Here is a 24,341-nt window from a genome sequence, read left to right as displayed (position 1 = left end):
TAATGGGCTTCCATCACGTTACATCGGCCTTACTTTCTTTTGCTGCCTCCGACAACGAGCTTGCAGACACCGGTCACTGGCGTCTTTGTCCCTAGATCGAGCGTGGCTATCACGCTGTATTCCCCTTCGGGAAGCGCGCCCGCCCAGTAAGCCTTCACCGGGATCCTTTCGCCCTGGAGCACATAGAATTTTTTTATGTCTATCTTCGCGTACAGTCTCGCGCTGTCGTCGGTTATTATGATGCTGCCTTCCGGGGAAACGGCCGAGTTGCCTTCATTTGCCACGGTAAAAATAGCTTCATACGGTTTCTTGGCTGAAAGTTTCTTGAAAGAAAGATTTGTTATCGCGGCTGCTTTCCTGGAGGCCCCCTGCGTTTCCGCGTAAACGATCGAGCCTATCCTTCCCAAAAGGATGACGTTAGACCTTTTTGTAGATGCCCGGCTGTCGAGCCTGGACTCAAAAAATATCACGGAGTAATACCCGCCCTGCGCCGTTGACGGCATAGAGATCGTGTATTTGACTTCCTGTGTCTTCCCGGAGCCCAGGATAAAATTTGTCGGGTAAAGCACTATCCAGTTAGCGCAAGAATACCGGGTCGTTCCCGCTTTTTTAAATTCCTTGCTCCGGTCTTTTAAAAATACCCAGTCTTCCGTATAAGCGTTCACCACGATATCGCCGCTTCCCCTGTTCTCCACCATGATCTTGCCGGACCTGCTGCTCCCGGGGCCCATCGTTTCCCAGATGCTCGGCGGATCAACATTAATTGAAAAGGCGGACGCTATCTGCGCAAGAAATACTAAACCTGCGATGGCTAAAAATACCTTTTTCAAATCTATATCCTCCTTTTTACTTCCTACTGTGTTACCGTAATTGTTACCGTCGTCGTATACGTGCCTGCCGTCTGGTTGTCCGGCATACCGATGCCGTATTTAAACTGGATCTCTGTGCCGAACGGAAGATTATTGTTATCATTTACAACATATGTTGTTTTTGAAGGGTCGGCGGGATCAAATACGGTTTTTACTCCTGATGTATAGACCAGCTCGTTCACAAGGGTGAAAGGCACATATCCGTCTCCCGCCTGATGATATAGACCTGCGCTGAAGTTTTCATTGTTTGCATTTTGATTTCCCGCATACGTGGACATCCACTTGAAAGCTGAATTAGGTATAGTCACGGTGGGCATGGTTGTATTTATTAGTTCCTGGTCAGCCTTGATATAGACCCTCCACACGTTCCCGTTGTCCGAGACCACCGAAAGCCTGTTGTGAAAACCCCCTCCCGCCGATATCTCTTTCCACTCGCCGAGCGTCATCGTCCCAAAATCAAGAGTATTGTCGCTCAATGTCATAGTCAGGGCATTTGAAGCCCCGCTAAGTATAGTTATCAAAAAACCTATTAATATTAATTTTTTCATCATATTATTCCAACCAACGCACATCATCAGTTGATCATTCCGTCATCGTGAACTTTACCGTCGTCGTGTAAACGCCCGGAGACTGGTTTTCGGGCACAGACAATTTGAACTTGAAATGATTGTTCGTGCCGCTGGGCAGGTTATTTTCTTCGCCTAGAGCGCTCGCATATACCAGCGACGGCGTCGGTGTCATGATATTGTTTCCGGTCCCGTACCATCTTCCCGCCCCGTCGGTCCAGCCTGTCCAGACAAACTTTGAATACGGGATCATGTACGAACCGTAAGAAAAAGGATTGCTCGCAGATACTTTGAGAAACCATGATTTTCCGCTGTTCGTCTTAGCCGTGACGGTCACCCCGGAAGGAGGGATGTTCCATTTCACCTCTCCTGGCTTCATCCTCCCAAAATCGATCATTCCCTGGTCTATGCTCAGCTCGAATATCGAGCTGACAGTCACCGTGAAGGTCGACTGCTGGGTTGAAGAAAGCGCAAAGCTTATACCTCCTGTCAGGATCACCGCGACCGCGATCAGACACAATAATTTTTTCATCTTTATTTCCCTCCTATTATTTATAGCTTTAAGACTTAAGTTTTAAGCTTTAAGCCAAAGTTTTTTTCTTTAAGCTTACCGCTTACAGCTTACTGCTTACTGCTATTCCGTCATCGTATACGTCACGGTCGTAGTGTACGTGCCTGCCAGCTGCGACGGGTTATCCGGTACTTGTACGCTGTATTTGAACTGTACCTCCGTTCCGTTAGGCATGCTGTTGTTATCTGCCGGGCCCGATGTGTAGACTCCCTGGTCCGAACCTGTAAAAGCCTGATATCCCTCTGCCGGCTGGTGCGTCAGACCGGAGCTCAAATTATTATACGGGGTGTTCTTGCTGCCCGCATAAGAGGACATCCAGCCGAAATTTGCCAGGGGTATTGAATTTGAACCGGAGGAAAGAGGTCCGCTTGCCTTTATTTTTAAATACCAGGCGCTTCCGGTATTTGATTTGCACACAACGGCATCCGCGTATCCAGATGTTGAAGGGACCTCTTTCCAGTCTCCCGGCCTTGAAGATCCAAAATCTACTGAAGACGTGTCTATCGACAGCGTAAAAACGCCGGATACTTTAACGCTTACATTTCCGCCCAGCGTGACCGTGGCCGCCTGACAGGCGACTGTCATTGCCGCTGCGCACAGCAGGGAAAAAATAAAGACTTTTCGTACCTTGGTCGATATCCTCATTCCTCTGATTCCTCGCTCCTTGTTACAAGCGATACATTATCCATTCTAATATTTGCCTCTCCGTCTTTTGAACTGGCTATCAGGATGAACTGCACCTGCAGAAGTCCGCCTGAGCCTTTGTTCTGGTCAAGATTGAGTATTCCATCTCCTCTTTTTGGATTTGACACAACAAAACTGGAGAATGGTATATAGATCTTTTTCCATCCTCTCCAGTCGACGTCCTGCTCGAATTTCCAAATATCATCCTTTAAGGGGATCCAGTCCCTGTCGTACTGCGTCTGCCAGCTTCCCTTGTCATCGTCATAAAGCTCGATTTTCAGTTTCCCGCTACCCGGACCGTACCCGTACACGCACATTTCCATCCCGGAGTAGCCTGACGCATCAACACCGATATAGGAGCCGACGCCGCCGCAGTACCAGTCGTTCGCGCTTCCTTTTATGACCATTGAATACTTGCCGCAGCTTTTGGCCACTTTGTCCCCTGGCCTGAAAGCGGGGTTCTTTTCGACGGACACGGTAACATAGCCGAAGTGCCACCACTCAGGGCTTTTCAAGTCGATATTGCTCTCAAAGTTGTCGATCAGCTTTGAACTCAACGCAACCGCAGCCGAGACGGAAACCGCAATAAGACTTGCTGCCAGTATCATCGCCATCACTCTCTTTTTCATTTGTTCACCCCCTTCTTTTTAGAAAAATATAACACCCTATCTATAAAGCGTCAATACGCTTCTATTTAGTTATCGAAAGTATTTTCGCGGGATTTCACTCATTTTATATATATCTTTAATTCAGCGGAATTTTGCTTATAAAATATTTAGACCCTGTCATCGCATCTTTCATCGCCTGTTTTGCCGAAGCGCTCGATTGTATCCTCCAGTCCGTTTCTTTATCGATATTGAACCAGTTGAATAATTTGATGCCGGCATATTTCGTCCTCAATTTATCAAAAGCGTCCTTTATCCAGTCGGATTTGCTGCCCCCGTCTTCGGTGGATGCCGTTTCCCCGATCATTATAGGCTTTCCGGAATGGTCTTCATATAATGTATTATAAGCGGAAAGAAATATCGAATCAAAATCCTGCCATGAGGTGCCGGCTGATGAAGTCCCCCAGTTGTAGCCGTCAACGCTGATCCAGTCGACATAAGCGTCCCCCGGATAATAATTCTCGGCCTTGTTCCAGTCATCCGCCGGCACGCTGTCAGCATTCACGTCCCACACCCACGTGACATTTTCAGCCCCCGCATCACGGAATATTGTATAGACATGTCTCCAGGCGCTTATATATTTTGCCGGTCCGCCTGACGATCCTCCGTTGTGCGATCCGTCCCAGGGATACCAGTTCCCGTTCATCTCGTGCGCGAACCTTACAAAGATCGGGTACTTAAAATTTTTGGCTGAAACCGCCCATGAATTTATATAAGTATCGAAGTCCCCGTCAATTATGTTCTGCAATGAATAGCTTTCATCCGGTATAACGCCTTTCCACGGCTCCCAGGTTATACAGGGAATGCTCCCGTTGGCAATAACACTGTCGCAGTCCGTCTTTGGAAAATCCTGGGTAAAATTGATGTACCACATGACACAGGCAAGCTTTGTCCCGATATCGCTCTCGTAACCGGAGATGTTTGTGGTGCCGGTGACAAAAGCGCCGATATAACAACCTGAAGGGTCGGCAGCTATCTTTCCATAGACCTTATCTGAAGACGAAGAGTATTTCTCGCATCCCGAATGTACGGCCAAAAATAATGATGCGGCCAGTATTATAAGGACACTGAATGATCTGTTATTTGGCAAATTCCAGTTCGCCCCAGACCCCTGGGTCCTTGTAGAAATAATAATCCCCGTTCCATACCATCTGAAGGTCCCTGTCGCGTAAGCTGGCACTGTCTATAGCACAGTCAAATCCAATCTTCTGACCGTTTGAAGGCCTGAAACTGCCCATGGCAGCCCACGGCAATTTTGCCTCAAGTATATAACCGTTTTTGCCGATTGTCTTCACTACTGCAATATCCGCATTTTCTGGTGCAAGTGAATTGGTCCATATCCATACTGATGGCCTGACTAGTTTACCGTTACCGCTGCTGAAACCAATCTGAAAATCTTTGTCCCCTAGTTTTGATCTTTCATAATTATCAAGTCCGAGGCAAATTTCTATTGCATCGCCGTTCCAGATATTCTTTCCCTTCTTTGAATTGATCAACGGGTTTTTGTCAGTAACATCTGCAGCAATATAAAGGTTATCGTTGTCCCACTTTAAATAGACCTTTGCACTGAGGTCTGAAGGACTTTTCCATAGATTTGCACCTTCCTGGATTTGGGATTCCTGATCTATCGTCATAAATGAATCGGTCATCCAGTCAGATATATCCGCATCGATCTTAACGGATGTTGAGGCATACCTTGCAACAGCTTTTTTCTTTTCTATCCCGAATTTAAAAGCCTGTTTAATATCCGCGATCCCAGCTGATGAAGCTGTAAAATACGGGTCTTTAATCAGAGTTTTAAAAGCTGCCAGAGTTTTGGGCGTGCTTTCGATCCTCCAGTCAGCCTCTTTTTTTTCGTCAAACCAGTTAATGGCCTTTATGTAGGGCATCTTTTTCAGCTCTTCGTTCATATCAAGTATCCATCCGGCTTTGTCGTCGCCCAGGTCGGCGCTCGCGAACTCGGCTATCATTATCGGTTTTGTCGGGTGCGCCCTCCAGAGGCTCCTTGAGACATCCCTGAAAAGCTCCTTGAAGCTCTGCCACTGGCTCCACGGCTGGGTGACGCCCCAGTTATAGCCGTCTATGCCGATCCAGTCGACATATTCGTCCCCGGGATAAGCAAGCTCCATATCATTCCATTTTTCCTGCGGCCACGATTCCCTCATCGGGCACCAGACGAACATCGCATTGTCGGCGCCTTCTTCATTAAAAATGTTTTTCACGTGCCTGAAAGCATCAACATATTTTTTCGGGTCTTTGCCGTTGTTGACGACACACCACGGATATCCTTCGATATTGAACTCATGCCCCCATCTGATAAAGATCGGTTTTCCCCAGTTTCTCACATCCTGCGCGTACTGCCTGATATGCGAGTCCCACTCACCCGCCAAAATATTGCCGAGTTTGATCTTTTCTTTGTCAGACCACAGCCAGGGCTCCCAGACGATGTGCGGCACTGCACCTTTCCTGACTACCTTGTCGCAGAGGCTTTTATTAAAAGTCGTGCTCCAATCCTGGTACCACATGATGACCGAAAATTTTTTCCCTGTCTTTTTTTCAAGGCTGTTTATGAGGCCCATATTTCCGGGAGCACCTTGCCTGAATATTCCAAAATAACACGCCTGATTAACGGCTGCGCTGACCTTATCCTGTGCCAAGGCCACCGAAACGGCCCCGCACAAGATAATTGCGGACATGAAAACAAGAACTGATTTCTTCATCATCATCCCCTTTCTATTTGCGCCCTGATCTTTTATCCTTTAACTGCGCCTGCCGTCAGGCCTTTGACTATATGTTTCTGCAGCATGAAGAACAGCACCATCACGGGTATCGTCGCGACCGTTGCCGCCGCCATCATAAGGTCGAACCTGTTCTGGTAATTACCGACGAACAATCTTATGCCTACCGGTATCGTCATGGTGTCGGCATTGCATAATACCCAGGCGAACATCAGCTCGTCCCAAGCCGTCAGAAAGACATATATGCCGGTCGCGATTATCCCGGGTACCGCAAGCGGAAGAACAATATACCAGAATACCTGCAAAGGCGAAGCCCCGTCGATACGCGCCGCTTCTTCCAGTTCGACTGGTATTGCCGCGAAAAATCCTCTCAGTATCCATATCGAGAACGGGATAAAGAAGGCGCTGTATATCATTATCAGGCCCATGTACGTCCCTTTCATGGGCACCCCCGTCCATTGTGTGAATTTTGTGAACATTATATAGATCGGGATGAGATACATTATCGCCGGTATCATCTGGGTGGCCAGGACCCCGATGCTGAAGAATTTGTTCCCGGGGAAATCGAACCTCGCGAGCGAGTAAGCCGCGAGAGTCGCGAATATCATCGCGAGCAGCATCGTTATCCCGCATATTATGATGGAGTTCTTGAGATAAAGAGCGAAATTTATATTCTTCCACAGGTCTATATAATTTCTCCACCTTATAAGGATATGCCCTTCTCCCGCTTTTAACGTCTGCGACGGCGCGTTGTTCGCGCCAAGAAAACTTATCCTTCCGCCGCTTGACCCGAGCATGATGCCTTTTTCAGTTTTTGCCATCCCGAACACATCTCCGTGCACGAAACCTTTTTCGTTTGAGCCTTGCACCGGGACGAACAAGCTTTCAATATTTTTAATGTTCCCGGTAGAAGTGTCTATTATAGAAAGCCCGTTGTTGAGCCCTGCAAATATCCTGTTCCCGTCGGTAAGAATGTTATTGGCCCTGTCCGACAGAAGTCCGGATGCTTGGTTGTATATCTTTATGACCTTTCCGGCCGACGGAGAAAAACCGAATATCCCCGAAGATGTTGAAAGCAGTATTTCATCCTTGAAAAGGACCATTTTTTTGATGTCAACGGGAGGGATACCAAGATCGTTGCCGTTATAGGTCTTTACGGACTGTCCGGTCTTTTTGTCGCAGACTATCAGCCCCTTGTTCGTGCCTATCCATATCTGTCCCCCGAAGAGCACCGCCGAAGCCGCCTGGCACGGGGAGAGAGGCCCGCCGAAAGAAATAGTACCGGAAAAAGTCCTTGTCGGCTTGTCAAATTTGTAAAGTTTTTCGACCCCCTTTTGCTGAAAACCCATATAGATCGTATTCTCATCCTGCAGCAGAAATGTCGATACAATTTTTGATATATCTTTCCCTTCGACATCGGCATCAAAACGTCTCTTTTTTGAAAGGTCATCCATGGAAATTTGGACAAGCCCTTTGTCGGAAGAGCCGGCCCAGATATTAACATCATCCGTAATATAGCTCGTGGCCATCGACTTTATGGACCCGCGTTTTATCAGCTCATTTGTGCTGATATCAAATTTATTCAGCCCGCCGTCGGCTGTGAGCACAAAGAGGCTTTTCCCTCTCTGTTCCATGTAGACCGCGTCGTTGCTCGCCCTGCCGAAAGGGATCTTTCCCAGCAGAATCTCGGTATTGCTTTTAAAAGAAGAAAAAACCATCCAGAAAATAGGAAAAAGGGTAATAATCAGAAAGACTACCATCACTACGTCAGTAGCTCTTTTTGTTATGCGCTGCCTCATGTAATAAGGCAAGTTGAACATTTTACATCATTTCCTCTGATTTTTTATAGAACCTGAACCAGAAATTGACGATTATTATCATAAAGAACATCAAAAGCACGGAAGCTGCCGCGCCCACACCGAAAGCCCATTGCTGGAACGTATTCCTGAATATGTTCGTCATCATAAGGTCTCCCCACTCGCCGGGGTATCCGGCGCCGAACCCGAACATCATTATCACGATATTGAAAGAATAAGTGTTGTATATAAGACCGAAAAGTATCAATATCGCCCAGACCGGTTTCAGCATCGGAAAAGTGATCGTCCAGAATTTTTTCCAGGCTGACGCTCCGTCGATCTCCGCCGCTTCGTAAAGCTCGTCCGGTATCGACTGCATCCCGGCAAGAAGCATGAGCATGGAAAGCGGCCAGTAACGCCAGATCGTCGGTATTATTATCGCCCACAAAGTGTTGGGGCCGAGAAGCCAGAACGGCTTGGAAGGCAAAAGATGGAGCCAGTCTACAAGCAGTATGTTTATCACGCCGATCTCCTTCTGCCACATGAACCCCCACAGAAGGCCGGTCACGTATGTCGGAACGACCCACGGGAAAAGGAACAGCGCCCTTACTATGTTTTTTCCTCTGAACTTTCTGTTCACCATAAGAGCGACCACCATGCCGACCGCTATGGTGCCGATGGTGACCAGGACCGTATAGATCACCGTATTCCTGATCGCTTCCAGCAGTCCGATGCGTATCGGGCTGTTCGCGTTCACGATGATCTCATAATAGTTCTCAAGGCCCACGAAAGGCGCCATAAGGTACTGGCTTAAAGTGAATTGATTGAGCCTCAGAAAAGACATGTAGATCGCCTGGAATATCGGAAATATGTGAAGGAACAGCATCCCTATGAAAGTCGGCAGAATAAAATAATAGGCGAACCTGTACTTAACTATCTGCGACCAGAGATTTTTTTGCACAAAATCACTCCCATATAAATTCTGCGTTGAACTGTTTAATCTCTTTTGGGATTTTTTCCAGGATCAGCTCTTCCGTATTGGCCGAGAGAAAAGCGCCAAAAGCATCATAAACCTCCATCACCATTTCGCACGGACCTTCTTTGGCGGATGAAGGCAGTTCCAGTCCTTTTGTATTTGAATATACAATATTTGTTATCTCCTTGCAAGTGTCCCTTTCGATATCTATCATTACATTACTATATCTTATTAATACCTTACCGCCTCTTTTGACGGAGATCGCCAGCTTTGCGCCGTAAAAATCCCTGAAATAGTCGTTCACGACCCAGAACTGGCCTTCGATCCTGTTCCCCGGCCCGAAAGTCCTCCTCTGGAGCGACGCGATGACAAGCACCGGCTGGAAACATGTCTTAAGAGTGAAAAAACCTTTTTTGGGGTTCCTGAAATAGTCCGTCACTGAGTATGAGACGGCCGGCCACGGCTCGAGCAGCATGAAATGGAACATTCCGGATATCTCGCTTCCTTTGTGCTGGCGGTATCTTTCGACCGCGTATTTTATCAGGCCGGACTGGTAAGCCTGGCTGTTTTTTATGAATTCATTTATGCTTTTACCGCGTCTGACGCCGGCGATATGGAACGTCTGCTCGTAGACAAAATCCCTGTACGCCCATATGCCCCATTTTGGCGGCCAGAGATCCTTTTTTTCGAACATTTTTTTTAATGTATCGATCCCGGGCAGCGCCTGCGCGCCGAATTCCGTCGGGAAAGGCTTGCCGGGAAGAGCGAAATAATACCGGTAGTGCCCCCAGAACCATCCGGGATACGGGTGCTCGTGAAAATCGGACGCCTTTATTGTTATTCTTGTCCGGTCTTCTTCTTTCACGGCCTGATACAGGGCGGAATCGATGGCCTTTCCCGTGACGACCGGTTCATTGTGGCAGCACCAGAGCATGACACACGGATTATTGTGAAGAAGATTTACCATGTCTTTTATCTGCCTGCACGCTTCTTCGATGAATTCCCGGGTGTCCACGTATTCCCACTGGAGCGGAAAATCCTGCCATACCATTATTCCGGCCTCGTCAAGCGCGTCATATAATTCCTTCCTGTTTATATGAGCATGGACCCTTACCGCATTGCAGTTCGCGTCCTTGATGATCCCGACATCCTTTTTTATGCGTTCAGCCGTATAAGTAGAAAGATATTCCTCGGGGATGATGTTCGATCCCCTGATAAATATTTTTCTGCCGTTGAGTATCCATCCTTTATCTTTTTCCGATATCTTTATTTCCCTGATCCCGAACCTCTGGACGGCCTCCGATACCGGCTGTCCGGCGGACGGGACAAACAGTTTTGCGTTCATTACATACAGGTTCTGCTCGCCGTGGTCCCACGGCCACCATAAGAACGGATTTCTTATCTCAATTTTTGTCTTGCAGACATTTACACCCGGCAGTACGGCGGCGTCCAGTTCAATTTTTTTTACGGGCGAAGGCTGTTTGTCGGACGTCAAAAGCCAGTAGGATATTTCTAACTCAACCTTTGCAGAAATATCGTTATTTGACTTATTTTCAATAAATATTTCAACGTCTAATTCGGCAGTTTTATAATTATCTTTAAGTACCGGACTGACTTTTATTCCTGAGATCCTTACCTTCGGAAGTATTGAAATAGAGACATCGTTCCATATACCTCCGGTACCATGGGACTGCCCAAGCTTTTCAGACCAGGCCCCTGGCCTGACATCGTGATGGCCAAATACTCCCTTGATAAGTTTTTTTTTGTGCGGCCAATCGTCCTTTCCTGTCTTTTCCGCAGGCGAAGATACTTTTACGATCAGAATGTTTTTGGTTTTTTTGCCGGCCTTGTCCGCAACATCGAATTCAAACGGCTGAAAATATCCTTCGTGTTCCCCTAAATATTCTCCGTTCAGCCAGACTTTACAAAAATAGTCCGCTCCCATGAAATGGAGGATCGCGTCTTCATCATCAGAAATATCCACCTTATCGATTTCTCTGTAAAACCACACAGTCCCGCTGTAGTTTTCTATCCCAGCGGTCTCCCAGTTTGACGGGACACTGATCTTTTTGGCTTTTTTGAATTTTTGCGGGGACCTGAAATAACCTTCACTCTCGCCGATGTCTTTCGGGTCTTTTATGAACTGCCACTGACCATTGAGGTCGATCGGTCTCATTAATGACATTTTACTATAACGCCTTAGCAAAATGGGTGAAATTTCCTTAAAATACCGGCGACAACTATGCAGATGGGAACAAGCAATAAGCATGGGAAGCCCGAGCTGTTGTTTGTAAAGATATTAATATGGGATTATCGGTAAATAGCGAAAAACATCTGTCTGTTCGCATAAGGTCGGCATTGACCGGATTTCGTCCTGCGCAAATTCCCGGACCTGCAGTGGCAAAGCCGATGGACAGGTCATTTTCTCTCTCTGTCGTTATCCCGGCATTCAACGAGGCAAAACGTATAGGCCCGACCATCGAAAGTATCCTCGGCTTTTCATGCGCGGGGTTAAGCATTGCCGATATATTGGTAGTCGACGACGGCAGCACTGACAGGACATCCGACATCGTCTCTTCCTTCGCGGGAAGCGGCCGCGTGCAGATCACGGGGCCCAGGTCCAATATGGGGAAGGGATTTTCTGTCAGGGAGGGCATGCTCCGGACAAAAAGCGATCTTGCGCTTTTCATGGACGCGGACAATGCGACCAAGATAGGCGAGATGCAAAATTTTATCCCGTGTTTTGATGCCGGGTCCGACATCGTGATCGGTTCAAGGATGCTGCCGCAGTCAAACATTTTACGTCACCAGCCTTTTTACAGGGAACTTTTAGACTGGCTTTTCAGTGAGACCGCGATATTTGCGACCGGGCTCAACATCCGCGACACGCAATGCGGTTTCAAATGTTTAACTCGGCTGGCAGTAAAAGAAGTTTTCGCGCGGCAGACCGTGAACGGCTGGGGGTTTGATGTCGAGGTCCTTTATATCGCTCACAAGCTGGGATTTAAGATCACGGAATCGCCGGTATCATGGGATAACGATATACACTCAAAAGTAAATCCGTTGAATGACGGCTATAAAATGCTGATGAGCATCTTAACAACAGTAAAACAACATAAAGGTTTGAAAAAAGCAAGTAATAGGCGGTAAAAATAAATATGTTTAGCGCAAATTGTCCTCTGCCGTAAAATTCCGCCGAAAAATATCGGCTTCTCATATTTGCCGTCGATTTTAAATATATTAATAATAAGTGAAATTTCGTGGTAAATGTGACGATAAACTAATGGAAGCGCGAATTAAATATGGGAACACATTTTGCATCGAAAAATCTGCCGGTCAGCCTTGTCGCTCCTAGACCGATAAGGATCAGCGCGGTCATGGGGTCAAGGCGGGATGTGATCGGCCTCGGACCGGTAATTGCGGCCGCAAGAAAGAATCCCGGGATGTTTCAGATGACCCTGATCAATTCCGGTACAGATACCGGGATTGAATCATATTTGCGCCTTTTCGGTATAAAAGATTTTGACAGGGATTTTCATTTAGGCGGCCGCGCAATATCTCAGGCATCATTGGTCAGCGGGACATTAAAAAATCTTAATTCGGTTTTGTCGGGCTCCGATACGGACATCATTTTATTGCATGGCGACTCGAACGTGGCATTTTCCGGAGCCTTGTTTTCTAAATACAGCGGCATACCCGCTGTCCATATTAGAAATTACTGCAGTATGATGATGTCGAGCTCGCTCACAAGGATATTTGCCAGAAGAACGATCGAAGATACCGCCTTTTTACAATTCTGCCCCACAACCACGCCGGAAGGGCTTCAGCCGGACACACGCGATCCCTCAAAAGTGATTTTCGCCGGCAGCACGATCGTTGATGCCCTGGCCATTGCGGGAAAAAAGGTGACTAGATATATTGATAAAAAACTTTTGGATAAAAGGTTCGTGCTGGTAAGCATCAAGAACCCCGATAACTTTGGCGATCCGTTCAAATATTTCCTTTTTGCGCTAAAGGCCTTTGCCCATAACTTTGCAGATCATAACGTTGTTCTATCTCTGCCGGAAATATCGACATTGCATAGAGCCGCATCGTCCATCCTGGGATCGCTCGACAACGTGATCATACAGTCTCCTTACTCTTACAGGAATTTTACCCACATGATGAGATACTGCAGTTTCATAGTCTCGGATTCGCAGAACATGCAGATCGAAACGGCTCATTTGGGTAAGCCCATGGTCTTTGCCAACAGTGTTGAAATTCCGCAGAAAACCACCCTGCCAAATCTCTGTTTCGGAAGTATATCGAACTGGGAAAACTTGTTCCGTGTCATGTCCGAACTTGCGAGAGACCGGAAGAAGCTGGCAAGTTATTCTGTCGCGTCCCGGATCTTCGGGGACGGCTCGGCCTCAGCCGGAATATTAGAAAAAATAGCCGCTGTCCTCCGGCCCGGTGAGAGATTTCTTTCCCATGGCGATCGTTGTCTGGCTTTGAGAGCTGATGCCCCTAATCCGTTAAAAAAATACGGCGGGGTCCGCTGGAAAGCCGTTAGATCGGTGCCGCAACAATCGTATCTGTCAAAATTCAAAAGATGTCATCTCGGAACAGAAAGTTGGCTGCTTGATTCCGGGATCCAGTCGCGCTCTAGCAGTCGTCTCTTTCGCGGCGGTTTTTTTGCCTATCTTGATCCTGCGATCAACAGGTACTCGTTCATATATCCTGAAATAACCGGCTATGGCCTGACAGCACTTGCAAATATCGCTAAACATCATCAGCTGTCAAAAACGATCCATTTACCGGAAAAAATCTATTCGCATTCGTTGGCAGCGTTTAACTGGCTGGAAAGGAATTCTTTGTCTATTGAATCTACGCCTGCCGAAGGCGCCTGCATCGCTTTTCCGTCAAGATTATACCCCGATCAGGATAGAGCGGGAAATCCTCTTAACGACCTTCTTTATACATTCGACAACGGTATGATAATGGACGGGCTCATGAATATGTTCTCGATCACGGGTAACAAAAGGTTTGCCGAGATGGCCGAAAATATCTTTTATTTCCTTATGAAAATGCGAAGAAGGGATGGCAGTCTCTTGGCGTTTTTTGACACCGTGCGCGCGGAGGGCGTGAGTATTCCCCGCCTGAACTGGTCCATGTTTTCGGGATCTTACCACGCTAAGCTTGCCATGCCGCTATTAAAATATTCCCGCGAAACAGGGAACTCTCTTGCCATGAAGATGGCTGTTTCCCTTTGTGACAATGCGGTCGAGGACCAGGACGCCAGCGGAAGATTTTTTACAAATATGTCAGAGCGCGGAACATCTAAATCCACGCAGCTCCACCCTCACTGCTATACGGCGGAAGGCCTTTTATATGCCGCATTGCACTTAAAAAAAACAGATCCAAGAAAAACTGAACGATATATGGGGTCGGCTGTCAGAGCGGTAAAATGGATATTTGACATACAGAACCAAACGACCGGCGGCATTCCGCAGGCTTTCTCGGAATGCGGAGTTTCCTATTCCGAAAGGAGCGATACCCTTGCCCAGGCGCTGAGGCTTGCCTGCCTTATAAATCTGCATCAGCCGCATACAATCGATGAGAATAGAATTCACCTGCTTGCTAATAAACTTCTGCTTTTTTATAACAATTCGGGCAACAGAAGGATAAAAGGAGGCTTTGTATACGGATTCGGCGCTAAAGGGGAAGAGATAAATCACTGCAACTCCTGGTGTACTATGTTCGCCATGCAGGCTCTTCATCTTTATTTTAATATGCTTAAGGGCAAGGCCAAGACCGCGGTCGAAGAAACCAAAATGATAATTTGATATATGATAAAAATAGAACACGATCCTACCGCAAGCCGGCCCTTCGTGCCAAGGACCTTGTGCTTTGTCGCGGGGACAAGGCCGGAGATCATTAAAATAGCTCCTGTACTGAAACGGTTAACTGCTCCGGATTGTTCATATTTCAAGTCTTTATTGCTCTTGACCGGGCAGCACAGAGAGATCGCTGATTCTGCCATCGCGTCTTTCGGCATAACCGGTCGTTTCATTTCCTATCTGCCTAAATTCAAGAACAAAGGACTTCACTCTTCGTTTGCAATAATGACCGATTCGCTGGGAAGGTTCTTTGAGAGGATGATGCCGGATATGGTCATCGTGCAGGGAGACACTGTCAGCACGCTCGCGGCTTCCGTTGCCGCGTCTTTTCACAAGGTCCCGGTAAGCCATATCGAAGCCGGGCTTAGAAGCAACGATCTCCTGTCCCCTTTTCCGGAAGAGTTTTGCAGGAGGATGGTCTCCCCCATAGCTTCATTTAACTTTGCCCCGACCAAAACAGCGGCAAAAAACCTGATCAACTGCGGCGTGCCGAAAGAAAGGATCCTGGTCACCGGCAACACGGTAACAGACGCGGTCAAAATGGTCCTTAAAGGAACGGAAGCGCCGCCCGCGGTCTCTGAACTGATAGACCCGGCCAGAAAAAATATACTGGTGACCCTGCACAGGAGAGAGAACCAGGGCAGACAAATGGTGAAGATGTTCAATTCTATCGGACGTTTAGCCGAAAATAATCCTGATAAAGTGAATATCATTTTCCCTGTCCATCCGAGCCCGGCAGTAAAAGAAGCTCTCCGGAAGAGTGATCTGCATAATTTTCACAATGTAAGGCTGATAGAACCGTTAGATTATCTGACGATGCTGCATGTGATGAGGTCCTGCTATTTTATCATGACGGATTCCGGCGGCATCGTGGAAGAAGCGCCGTCTTTCGGGGTCCCCGTGCTGATACTCAGGGATACTACGGAAAGGCCCGAAGCTATTTGGAGCAACAATGCCAGGCTTACAGGGACCGATCCTTCGGACATCTATAGAGACGCGAAAAGATTGTTAACAGACCGAAGTTTTTATAATGGGATGGCGGTCCAGTCAAATCCATACGGGGACGGCAAGGCATCAGAGAGGATCTACAGGGCTTTTCTTTACATGTTCGATTTTACCGGCGAAGAACCGAAAAAATTCATTTTTCATCGTCATATGAAAGGAGAAAAGTTATGAGCGGAAGGGTTATGGCGATCGTGCTCTCTGCGGGGTTGGGCAATAGGGTCGGAAGTCTGACCACCGAGATCAACAAGTGGCCTATGGCAAAACCCAGGTTCCCGATATTAGACACCCCGGTAATGCACCATACTGTACTTGAGCTGCAAAGACTCAAGGAGGTATCTCCGATACTTATAAACCTGTGGAACCATCCCGACACAATAAGATCTTATTACGAAAATATCGTAAAATTACCGGATCTCATCAAGCTCCATAACCAGGATGCAATGCACGGAACAATGGGAGATACGGTCAAACTGGCCGTGGAAAAGGCAGGCATACAGGATGAAGATGACCTGGTAGTGACATGCGGCGATATACTCTGTGATGCTGATCTTGCAAAATTGCTTGAGACACACCGCCGGACAGGGGCGGATATTACGGAACTCTTTAATGCCGTCCCCTGGAAAGAGGTCCCTAAATACGGCACCGTCCGTCTGGAAAATATGCCGCAGAAGCGTGACAGGGCGCCGAAGGAGTCTTTTGAAGATTATGAAAAATATTTAAAACTATATGGGCACGAGATTGACGGGTTTATTGCCCGAAGCACACCCTTTATGTCCCATAAAGTAGTATGCTTCAAGGAAAAGATACCCGTCGACACATGCTGCAGTAATCTTAATGACACCTCTATCGGGGTCATGAAAGGAAAATTCATAAGGGACCTATATGACATATGGAAAGAACAAATGAAAGCAGGGAAGGAAGATGATTTCAAGGATTTTGCCCGTCATGTCTTTCCCTTCGCGATAGAAAAGAGGCTCAATTTCCAGGGAGTGATACTGCCGCCTGCCAACTATTGGATAGACGTGGGCGACCTGGGCAAGCTATGGCTGGCTATAATGGATACCCTGGACGGATACTTTGACAGGTCCATGTGGATAAAATTGGCTTCTTCTGAAAATAATTTGGTCACATCCAAAAAGATCGCTTTCATAGATCCCACCGCAAAAGTCGATAAAACCGCAACTTTGATCGCGCCTTATTATATAGGTGCGGGAGCGGTTATCGGGCCCGGCGTTCGTATCGAAAGAGCTTCTATCGCGAGCCATGCTATTGTCGGAGCGAACGCTGAGGTAAGGTCTGCGGTCATACTTGAAACAGCGTATCATTTCGGCCTGAAAGGTGACGGAATAGGCGAATGCGACCGGACAAGGGTGCTGCTCGGCACGGGAGACACGGGAGCAAAGCTTGAAAGAAGTATTCTTGCCAGCGGGACGATACCTCATAATTTGACTGTCCGTGACAGCATAGCTTTTATGGCTCCGGACGGCCACACTGTGATATCGCCTATCGGCATGAACCCTGATATCTCAATAAAGAGAGCGCGGGGGGGCGATAGAGTATTTTCTGTAGAGTAAAAATAGGCCGGGTTGGGCTGTCGCGCATCGAAAAAGGCCTTGGGACTTAAGATACATTTTGATATGAAGCCGTAAGTATTTCTTCCGCTTGACAGAGATAAATTCCATAAATGAAAATTGCCTGAAATTTCCATAATATCCGCTCGATAGATATTCACCAAGGAAGAAGGAGGAAATTAACATGGCCATATCGGCAACAATAGATCGTTCACAGGTCAGGCTCGGACATTTTAACGGCTTACGAACAAGGATCGCGCATCCGCTGGTGGCGGGTTCTTTCGCAAGAGAAGTCGGCATCCTGTCGCGTCAAAGCGACGTCGCTCTAAAATTTCAAGGCGCGAACTTAGTTGCAAAGTCACCGCTCGGAGAAGCAGAGCTTTCAAATCCTCTTTATTCAGGATTGCTTGCAAGGGCGGGGATAACAGGAATAGATATCCCAAAAGGAATATCCGTTGATACGCTTAGCGGGATGTTTAAGACCTTAACGACAAGGCCGTATCCGGCTTCTGAAAGATTACTGGCGGATGTGCCTGTGTCGTTTAATATCGAAGGGGGCGGCGCGAGGATGCCATTCACGTGGAAAGAGTTTTATGCACATGCGGAGCCTTACGAACCTATGGATCCTTATAAACATAAGGGATATGTTGTTGGATTATGCTGTTCCCTGACATTATTCATATTCGCTTGCGCCATTAACAATGCAAATGGTAATTATTTTAACTTTTTAAAAGTGATGGGCTTATCTTCTTTGCCTTTACTCTCCGTCGGGCTTATAGACTTGATACGATATGGGAATCGGAAACTGTCCGTGCACAGGGAAATTCTGCAACGTGCACTTGCTCAATATAAATCTCTTGGGGAATTTTTATTTAACTCCAGTCTGCCAGATAATTTCCAGTTTGCCATTTATGGCCTTTTTAACCCATGCGGGTTTCACGGTCTGGAAAAATACATTCTCGCGTTATCTGCCAAGCAATTGTCTCTTTTGGCTACCACATGGACATCATCTCCCATTGATAGGCCGGACTACAGTGGACAGATGATACTTGGAGCTTATGACAATCTAAAAAGAAAAGGGCTCTTGACTGAAGCTGATTTAACTGTTTTGGCCGGTAGTCGGTTTGGCTCTGTTCAATCAAGAGTTTTAGATAATCCTTTAACAAACAAAGATACTTTAATGGTCGTTGCAAAGAGCCAAGTAGTACATGGTTACATAGCCAGACAAGCTTATGAAAGTTTGGACAAAAGAGGGCTCTTGTCCGAAGCCGATTTAACGGCTTTAGCTGGCAGTCCCAATGTGAGTGTTCAAGAACGAGTTGCGGAAAATCCCCAGACAAACAAAGATGCTTTAATGCTCCTGGCAAAAAGTGCAACAAGCGGAGAGGTGGCAGTAAGAGCTTATGACAATCTAGATAGAAGAGGGCTCTTGACTAAAGCCGATTTAAGTGTTTTGTCGGATGCCCGATTTGCCTTTGTTCAAAAACTACTCGTAGCTAACAAAGATATCTTAATGGTTCTTGCAAAGGGGGAGGATTATGCAGGGGCACAACGTGCTTATGAAGTTTTGGAAAAAAGAGGGCTCTTGACTGAGGCCGATTTAACTGTTTTGGCCGGCAGCAAATCTCTTTCTGTTCCAAGCCGAGTTGCGGAAAATCCACTAACAAACAAGGATGTTTTAATGGCCCTTGCAAAGAACGAGGCAAATGATTTTACAGCCCGACTAGCTTATGACAATCTAAATAAAAGAGGGCTCTTGTCCGAAGCAGATTTAACAGCTTTGGCCGATAGTAAGTCTGCTGGTGTTCTATTAAGTGTTTTGAATAATCCTTTATCAAGCAAAGACAGTATTGTTGTCGCAAAAATAATTTCTGGATCAACCTCAAAATCTAGGGTAATTGTCTCCCCGGGAGTCTATCAAGTCTATGATGAGAGTGCCTATATGGAGGATGATGTTAACAAAAGGACTAAAGAAGTTTGTCCTCCTATACCAGAAACTTCACATCATGAATATACTTCAAGCGACATTAAATTTGCTGTTGATATTCTGGCTGCACATCCCGCCGCAAAAAGACAGGAGATCCTTCAGGAATTGCAGAAAATCAATTCTGAATTGGCAGCGAAATTAGAGTAAGTTTTTGTGTTGGTAATATCGCGGCGAGTCGTGATTATTCCCGACCCGAGAGGGTTGCCATGTCCCCATACTTTTCTAAACACAGATCAAATCAACTGAAATTTCACGAAAATGGTGCCGATAGATAAATGTCCGAATAAAGGCATCAGGCCCGCAAAGGAGATATTAACATGGTACCATCGACCAGGCTAACTGTAAAAATAGACCCCGACTACAGGAGCATCACCAGGATAGGATTACTGGCTAATAGATTTATTCACCCGCTAGTGCATAGATCATTTGGCAGAGAAATAGGGATGCTGGCTCAAAACAATGATGTTACTATAAGGGCCTCACAAACCGGGATTACGGCGCAAACACAGCTTTCGGAAACAACTGTTTGCTTGCCTTTATATTCAAAACTGCTCGGGAAAGCGGGAGTCAATGAAATGGAGATCCCTAAAGGAACCCCGCCTGAACAAATAGCATCATTATTTCGGATAGCTACTACGAGGACTATTGACACAACATTTCGTTTGATTAACCAAATGCAAGCACAAAATGATTTACATAAAATCAAGTCTCCTGATAAATTAACGCAAGCGCCTGAAAGTATCGGCACAAAAATACTTGATTGTTTGTGTGGGGTTTCGTATATTGCGTATATAGCGCTCCCCCATTTGCTTAATATCGCTATGGTAGGAACATCTTATTATTTCTTTGGGCGCGACCAATACAAATTCGGCGCTCATTTTGGCTCTTTTTTTTCAACAAGTAACCCGTTTTTCATTTTTTGCGCAATTCCTCAGTCAAGATGGATTGGCGCCAAAATATTACTATCAACGGCTCTTATGGCAGACAGATTCGCACGGTATGACGATAGCGCCAAACATATAGTCGGATTTGCAATCGTTAATTCCTTGGCGGATATATTCATTCTGTCGGCTACCAACGACTGGACGCCCGATGAGCTCAAATGGCAGCTTCCTGCAATATTTTTGGCTTCAAACGCAATATCGATATTGATTGGGCGCAAAATCGCGGGATGGATTTCATAAGACATTTCACGCTTTTTTGGGCAGGATAAATATGCGATCAGCAAGGATTGACAACATTCTAGCAAAGGGGAGACTATTGTTCCCTCAGAATGAATACGGTTATTCTTCGTGGTTCAAAATGCCGGGCATAATAATATCTCCTCTAAGAGAACAAAGACTTATGAAGCTGGCTCTTATTGGCAGCGTTCAAAGAGAAATGCGAGATGGCCGATATTATCCCGGCTTCGATTGCTTTGAGGCTTCTTACTGGCTTAAAGATCAAGTTCATCATGAGGGCGGAAAATCTCGGGATGTATGGGTTCAAAATCCGCTATATCCAAGGGATATTGGTATTGAAGTAGATGGAAAGCTTCTTTCTTTGACTCCACAGATCGATCCGGCTTCTCCGTTTGTCAAAGTAAAATCCGCTTTACCGGAAGGTATGGTGGAAGATATCTGGAAATTACGTGAATTTCCGTGTTTAATAGATCTGTCAGGCATCACTTTATTTGGCGAAACAATGGAAGGGCCCTATATGAATCATGCATTATTCATAGGAGTTAAGCGAAACAAGTTGGAGATAGCCATAAGCTCGTGTTTGCTGGACAAGGGGTTCCCGACAAAAAAGGCTGAGATATCGTTTACGGCGCCGCTCTCGGATATCTTTTCTATTATTAGGCTTTGGAAAGGCGGAAATATTCAGCAAGCACTATTAAGATTTAGGCCGCATTCTTTCCCTGCAAGTATTACTTTCCTTGCATGGATCAACCGAAAAGTATTTGTGCCAAAATTTTACGGTCTGTCTAAGACTGAAATCCCGAAAGACCCCACAAAAGCGGGAAAGACGTTTCTCAAGAAAAGAAATACGGAATTAGCTTATAAATATCTTTCTGTAGTGATCGGACTATTGGATATACAATGGGCAAAACTTTTTGTAAGGTGACTGAATTATATAAAAGTGATTTCGGGCTCGTCTCATGAAGATATCTGATACGTACTACCCCTCTGAGGGGGTGTAGACCATGTGCCTGATCTTTCCTATTTCCCTCAAATTCGGTGAAATTCCCCAAAAAACCTCTCGAGATATATAAAACTAATATGCGTATATATAGGCCTTTTAGTGGAATTTGTATTAGTTTTTATCGATAAATATATGCAGGGGGATAGAAGTATAAAGAGGTTTTCATTATGGCGGCAGGAACTTTAAGATTTAAGATCTCAGACAAAGTTATGGGCACTTTGGGATACGCCAATAGAACATGCCTTGCTAATCATTTGCGCACGATACCTCAAGCTCAACATGCTGCAACAATCACGGCCCTGACTAGAAACAGGCTCCTGCCTGCAGGTACGCCAACCACTCTTAATCTCACGACACTCGATGCTTCTCTTCTTTCCAGCACAATAACGCCTGATAAGCTTTTAAGGGTCGGCATTACTTTACCTGATGTTTCTACTATATTTGCCCAGCCGTTAAGGGACAGGAACTGGTATAGATCCGCCTGTTCGTACGGAGTTGCAGCTGCTGGAATGGCAGCCGGCATGTATTATTGTAATGACCTAAACCAATATTTTAATACTGAACTATTCACTCCCTTTACGGTAGCTCTGTCCGAAGCCGCCGCCGGACTTGCGCTAAAACTTGTAAACCGGCTTAAGCCCGGCACCGAGATAAAAAGCCTGGCAGATTCATTTACCACGTTAGGCATAGCAGGCATATTGGCAAACTCTGATTACGGAAAAGAGCTTTGGACATCAAAATGGGATGCCATCAAGCTTTCATGGGGAACAGCCGAAGGAAAGCTGGGCATACTGATGGCATCTTTTGGGACAACAGCGGTCGCCAGCACCTTATTGAAAATGAAGTATTATTTGAAATCCGCCAGCACACTTTACACATCCGAAGCGCTTCCGAGTAGCTTGAGATGGCTTGACAGCACAGGCATGAAAATATTTGAGGCTCTCGGCTGGACCTCTATTATAACGGGAATGGGCCTCCTGTATCACAATACCGGAGTGGGCTATGATTATATGAACTATTTGTATGACCAATATATCAACTCGCCTTTGAGCGCCATCTGGGGCTCAAATGTCGGCAAAGCCGGTTCGGCAGCTTTATTGGGCGGCTTTATTCTCGACAAGCTGGCATCAAACAGCAGGACCATCACCTCGAAACTCGGAGCAGCGGCCAATAACCGCCTTATAAAGTTTTCAAAATATGTTCAGCTGGCCGGGATCGGAGCCATATTTTCTTCCCTGCCCGCAGGCACGAAAACATGGGAAGGCGCCAAAGAGGTCATGAAAGGTTTTGTCGATTACAAGAACACCGAATGGTTCGCGGCTTCCTGGATGGCGACCCTTACCGCTCTTTCCTTTATTTCTATCGGCAGGCTGAAAAAGGCCGATCCAAACGGGTTCATGTATAAAGCGTATACACTGGGGACAAGGCTTTACCCGTGGTTGATAGGCCTCGACGCGGTCGGCCTTGGCCTCTGGGCCAGAGAAAATAACGGCCAGCTCAGCCCTATTCTCACCCTTGCGGGTGAGAACACAAAGACATTTCTTGAAGCCGCCGGGATCACGGGGTTCTCGTCCTGGGTCCTTGGCAAGATAAAGGCATCCGATAACAGCCGCCTGTCGGCGGCAAGAAATGTGCCGAGCCGTCTTGCCAACAGGCTGGTGCATTCCATGACCAGCGCGTCCAAGGCGGCACAATCAAACTACCTGTTAATGATGTATTCGCTGTCAGCAGCCCATGTTTTCACTCTCGCGTCCAGCCTGTGCCAGCCTGAATTCTGGAACAATCTTGCATATATAAGCGGTCCGGCCGGATTGCTGCAGATGTACTTGCTTTATAAGGCAAGGTGGCAGGACGCGCACCAGACCGGATCGGCCATCGGAGCGCAACAAGATATCGGAAGGTGTCTTGACAGGGAAAATCTGGTCCATGCGACCGACGAGGAATTGCTCAAAATCGGCGGAACCTGCCGTTCGCCGCAGGTATTGATCAACAATCCTATCATAAATCCAAGGCTTAATGATCCGTCCCGTGTGCTGCATAGGTTCTACGGAAGAAGAAGCTTGCCGGTCATAACAATGCCTGAACTTAAGCCGGAAGGAGAAGAGATCAACCAGATAAAAAGGACATTTGAGATCGATACGGCTGCTGAAAATAAAAAGCAGGAACTCCTTGCCAGGCCGGCGCTGGTTGCATATGAAAGTTTTAAAAACTGGGCCGCGGCTTTAAATGGCCGGGCTCCGGCAAGGCAAGAATTAGAAGTTCAATATAACATCCTTATAGGCCACCTTTACAGATATTTTGAGGTCCTCTATCCGTACGTGGAAGGTGAAGGGCGCGCTTTAATCAATCAACATTATGCAAGTATTGGGCACAATCCGACAAATGAGCTCGGGGCGGTTTGGACATGGTTCAGCAGCAGGCAGAACAATTACTTCGGCACACCCGACCCTCGTACTCAGGATTCATGCGAAGCAAATTGGCTAACGAACATGAGGGCCCTAATACTTATGCACGAGTTTGATGTATTAAGAACGATACAGGAAATCGAGAGCGCGGCCGCAAATCCCAATTACGAATTGTCACTAAATGAGCTCAGGGAATGCTATCTCGATCTGATCGACCGCTGCACCACTGAAAACATAACCAACTTCAGGAGGAAGGACCGACTTGAATATTTTACCGCCAAAGCCGCAAAGTCCCCACAACTTGTCAAGTTGAACCTTCAAAATGTTTTAGTGACCATCGAAACAATAGAGCCGTCACTGACCGTAGACAGGGTGGACAGGGCTCCGGTGGAAGGATCTGAAGCTGTGGTACGAAATCCGTTTTATGATCCTCAAAGGTAGTATA

18 protein-coding genes are annotated in these 24,341 nt (G+C 46.6%); 8 read left to right on the top strand and 10 right to left on the bottom strand.

Annotation, left to right across the window (positions count from 1 at the left end; all coding sequences use genetic code 11):
- Positions 1–29: 29 nt before the first annotated feature.
- The 10 genes from NTZ10_06115 to NTZ10_06070 form a co-directional block, all read right to left on the bottom strand.
- A complete protein-coding gene (locus tag NTZ10_06115; GenBank protein ID MCX5749799.1) occupies positions 30–830 on the bottom strand; it encodes a hypothetical protein in 801 nt (266 codons plus the stop codon).
- A 23-nt stretch (positions 831–853) separates the two neighbouring features.
- On the bottom strand, positions 854–1,417 hold the full coding sequence (locus NTZ10_06110) for a hypothetical protein (protein ID MCX5749798.1): 564 nt from the start codon (positions 1,415–1,417) through the stop codon (positions 854–856).
- A gap of 34 nt (positions 1,418–1,451) precedes the next feature.
- Positions 1,452–1,967 (bottom strand): hypothetical protein, encoded by a 516-nt coding sequence (locus NTZ10_06105; protein MCX5749797.1) that lies wholly within the window; start codon positions 1,965–1,967, stop codon positions 1,452–1,454.
- 102 nt (positions 1,968–2,069) lie between these two features.
- The gene (locus tag NTZ10_06100; protein ID MCX5749796.1) at positions 2,070–2,651 is read right to left on the bottom strand and encodes a hypothetical protein; all 582 of its coding nucleotides are present in this window, start codon (positions 2,649–2,651) and stop codon (positions 2,070–2,072) included.
- Positions 2,648–3,319, bottom strand: coding sequence for a hypothetical protein (locus NTZ10_06095; GenBank protein ID MCX5749795.1), 672 nt, complete (start codon positions 3,317–3,319; stop codon positions 2,648–2,650). The genes NTZ10_06100 and NTZ10_06095 overlap by 4 nt, the downstream gene beginning before the upstream one ends.
- A gap of 115 nt (positions 3,320–3,434) precedes the next feature.
- Positions 3,435–4,445: a glycosyl hydrolase gene (locus tag NTZ10_06090; GenBank protein MCX5749794.1), complete on the bottom strand. Its 1,011-nt coding sequence runs from the start codon at positions 4,443–4,445 to the stop codon at positions 3,435–3,437.
- Positions 4,435–6,075 (bottom strand): glycosyl hydrolase, encoded by a 1,641-nt coding sequence (locus tag NTZ10_06085; GenBank protein ID MCX5749793.1) that lies wholly within the window; start codon positions 6,073–6,075, stop codon positions 4,435–4,437. Before NTZ10_06085 ends, NTZ10_06090 begins: the two co-directional genes overlap by 11 nt.
- Positions 6,076–6,107: 32 nt before the next feature.
- The gene (locus NTZ10_06080; GenBank protein ID MCX5749792.1) at positions 6,108–7,913 is read right to left on the bottom strand and encodes an ABC transporter permease subunit; all 1,806 of its coding nucleotides are present in this window, start codon (positions 7,911–7,913) and stop codon (positions 6,108–6,110) included.
- A 1-nt stretch (position 7,914) separates the two neighbouring features.
- Positions 7,915–8,850, bottom strand: coding sequence for a sugar ABC transporter permease (locus NTZ10_06075; protein ID MCX5749791.1), 936 nt, complete (start codon positions 8,848–8,850; stop codon positions 7,915–7,917).
- Positions 8,851–8,854: 4 nt separating this feature from the next.
- The gene (locus NTZ10_06070; GenBank protein ID MCX5749790.1) at positions 8,855–11,050 is read right to left on the bottom strand and encodes a hypothetical protein; all 2,196 of its coding nucleotides are present in this window, start codon (positions 11,048–11,050) and stop codon (positions 8,855–8,857) included.
- Between the two features lie 119 nt (positions 11,051–11,169).
- Here NTZ10_06070 and NTZ10_06065 point away from each other — a divergent pair, with 119 nt between their 5' ends.
- The 8 genes from NTZ10_06065 to NTZ10_06030 all read left to right on the top strand — a co-directional run bounded on the left by NTZ10_06065 (position 11,170) and on the right by NTZ10_06030 (position 24,337).
- Positions 11,170–12,015, top strand: coding sequence for a glycosyltransferase family 2 protein (locus NTZ10_06065; protein MCX5749789.1), 846 nt, complete (start codon positions 11,170–11,172; stop codon positions 12,013–12,015).
- 152 nt (positions 12,016–12,167) lie between these two features.
- Positions 12,168–14,690, top strand: coding sequence for a UDP-N-acetylglucosamine 2-epimerase (locus NTZ10_06060; GenBank protein ID MCX5749788.1), 2,523 nt, complete (start codon positions 12,168–12,170; stop codon positions 14,688–14,690).
- Positions 14,691–14,693: 3 nt separating this feature from the next.
- A complete protein-coding gene (gene wecB / locus NTZ10_06055) occupies positions 14,694–15,920 on the top strand; it encodes a UDP-N-acetylglucosamine 2-epimerase (non-hydrolyzing) (GenBank protein ID MCX5749787.1) in 1,227 nt (408 codons plus the stop codon).
- Positions 15,917–17,323 carry an NDP-sugar synthase gene (locus tag NTZ10_06050; protein MCX5749786.1) on the top strand — a complete coding sequence of 469 codons (1,407 nt, stop codon included), beginning with the start codon at positions 15,917–15,919 and terminating at the stop codon, positions 17,321–17,323. The genes wecB and NTZ10_06050 overlap by 4 nt, the downstream gene beginning before the upstream one ends.
- 181 nt (positions 17,324–17,504) lie before the next feature.
- Complete coding sequence (locus tag NTZ10_06045; GenBank protein ID MCX5749785.1) at positions 17,505–19,454, top strand: hypothetical protein; 1,950 nt, start codon at positions 17,505–17,507, stop codon at positions 19,452–19,454.
- Between the two features lie 170 nt (positions 19,455–19,624).
- Positions 19,625–20,491, top strand: a complete 867-nt coding sequence (locus NTZ10_06040) for a hypothetical protein (protein ID MCX5749784.1) — start codon at positions 19,625–19,627, stop codon at positions 20,489–20,491.
- A 16-nt stretch (positions 20,492–20,507) separates the two neighbouring features.
- The gene (locus NTZ10_06035) at positions 20,508–21,413 is read left to right on the top strand and encodes a hypothetical protein (GenBank protein ID MCX5749783.1); all 906 of its coding nucleotides are present in this window, start codon (positions 20,508–20,510) and stop codon (positions 21,411–21,413) included.
- Between the two features lie 245 nt (positions 21,414–21,658).
- Positions 21,659–24,337, top strand: coding sequence for a hypothetical protein (locus NTZ10_06030; GenBank protein MCX5749782.1), 2,679 nt, complete (start codon positions 21,659–21,661; stop codon positions 24,335–24,337).
- Positions 24,338–24,341 lie beyond the last annotated feature (4 nt).

The sequence above is a fragment of the Candidatus Saganbacteria bacterium genome (assembly GCA_026387835.1).
Taxonomy (GTDB): Bacteria; Margulisbacteria; WOR-1; order JAKLHX01; family JAKLHX01; genus JAPLKZ01.
This window is presented reverse-complemented; position numbering and strand designations above follow the sequence as displayed.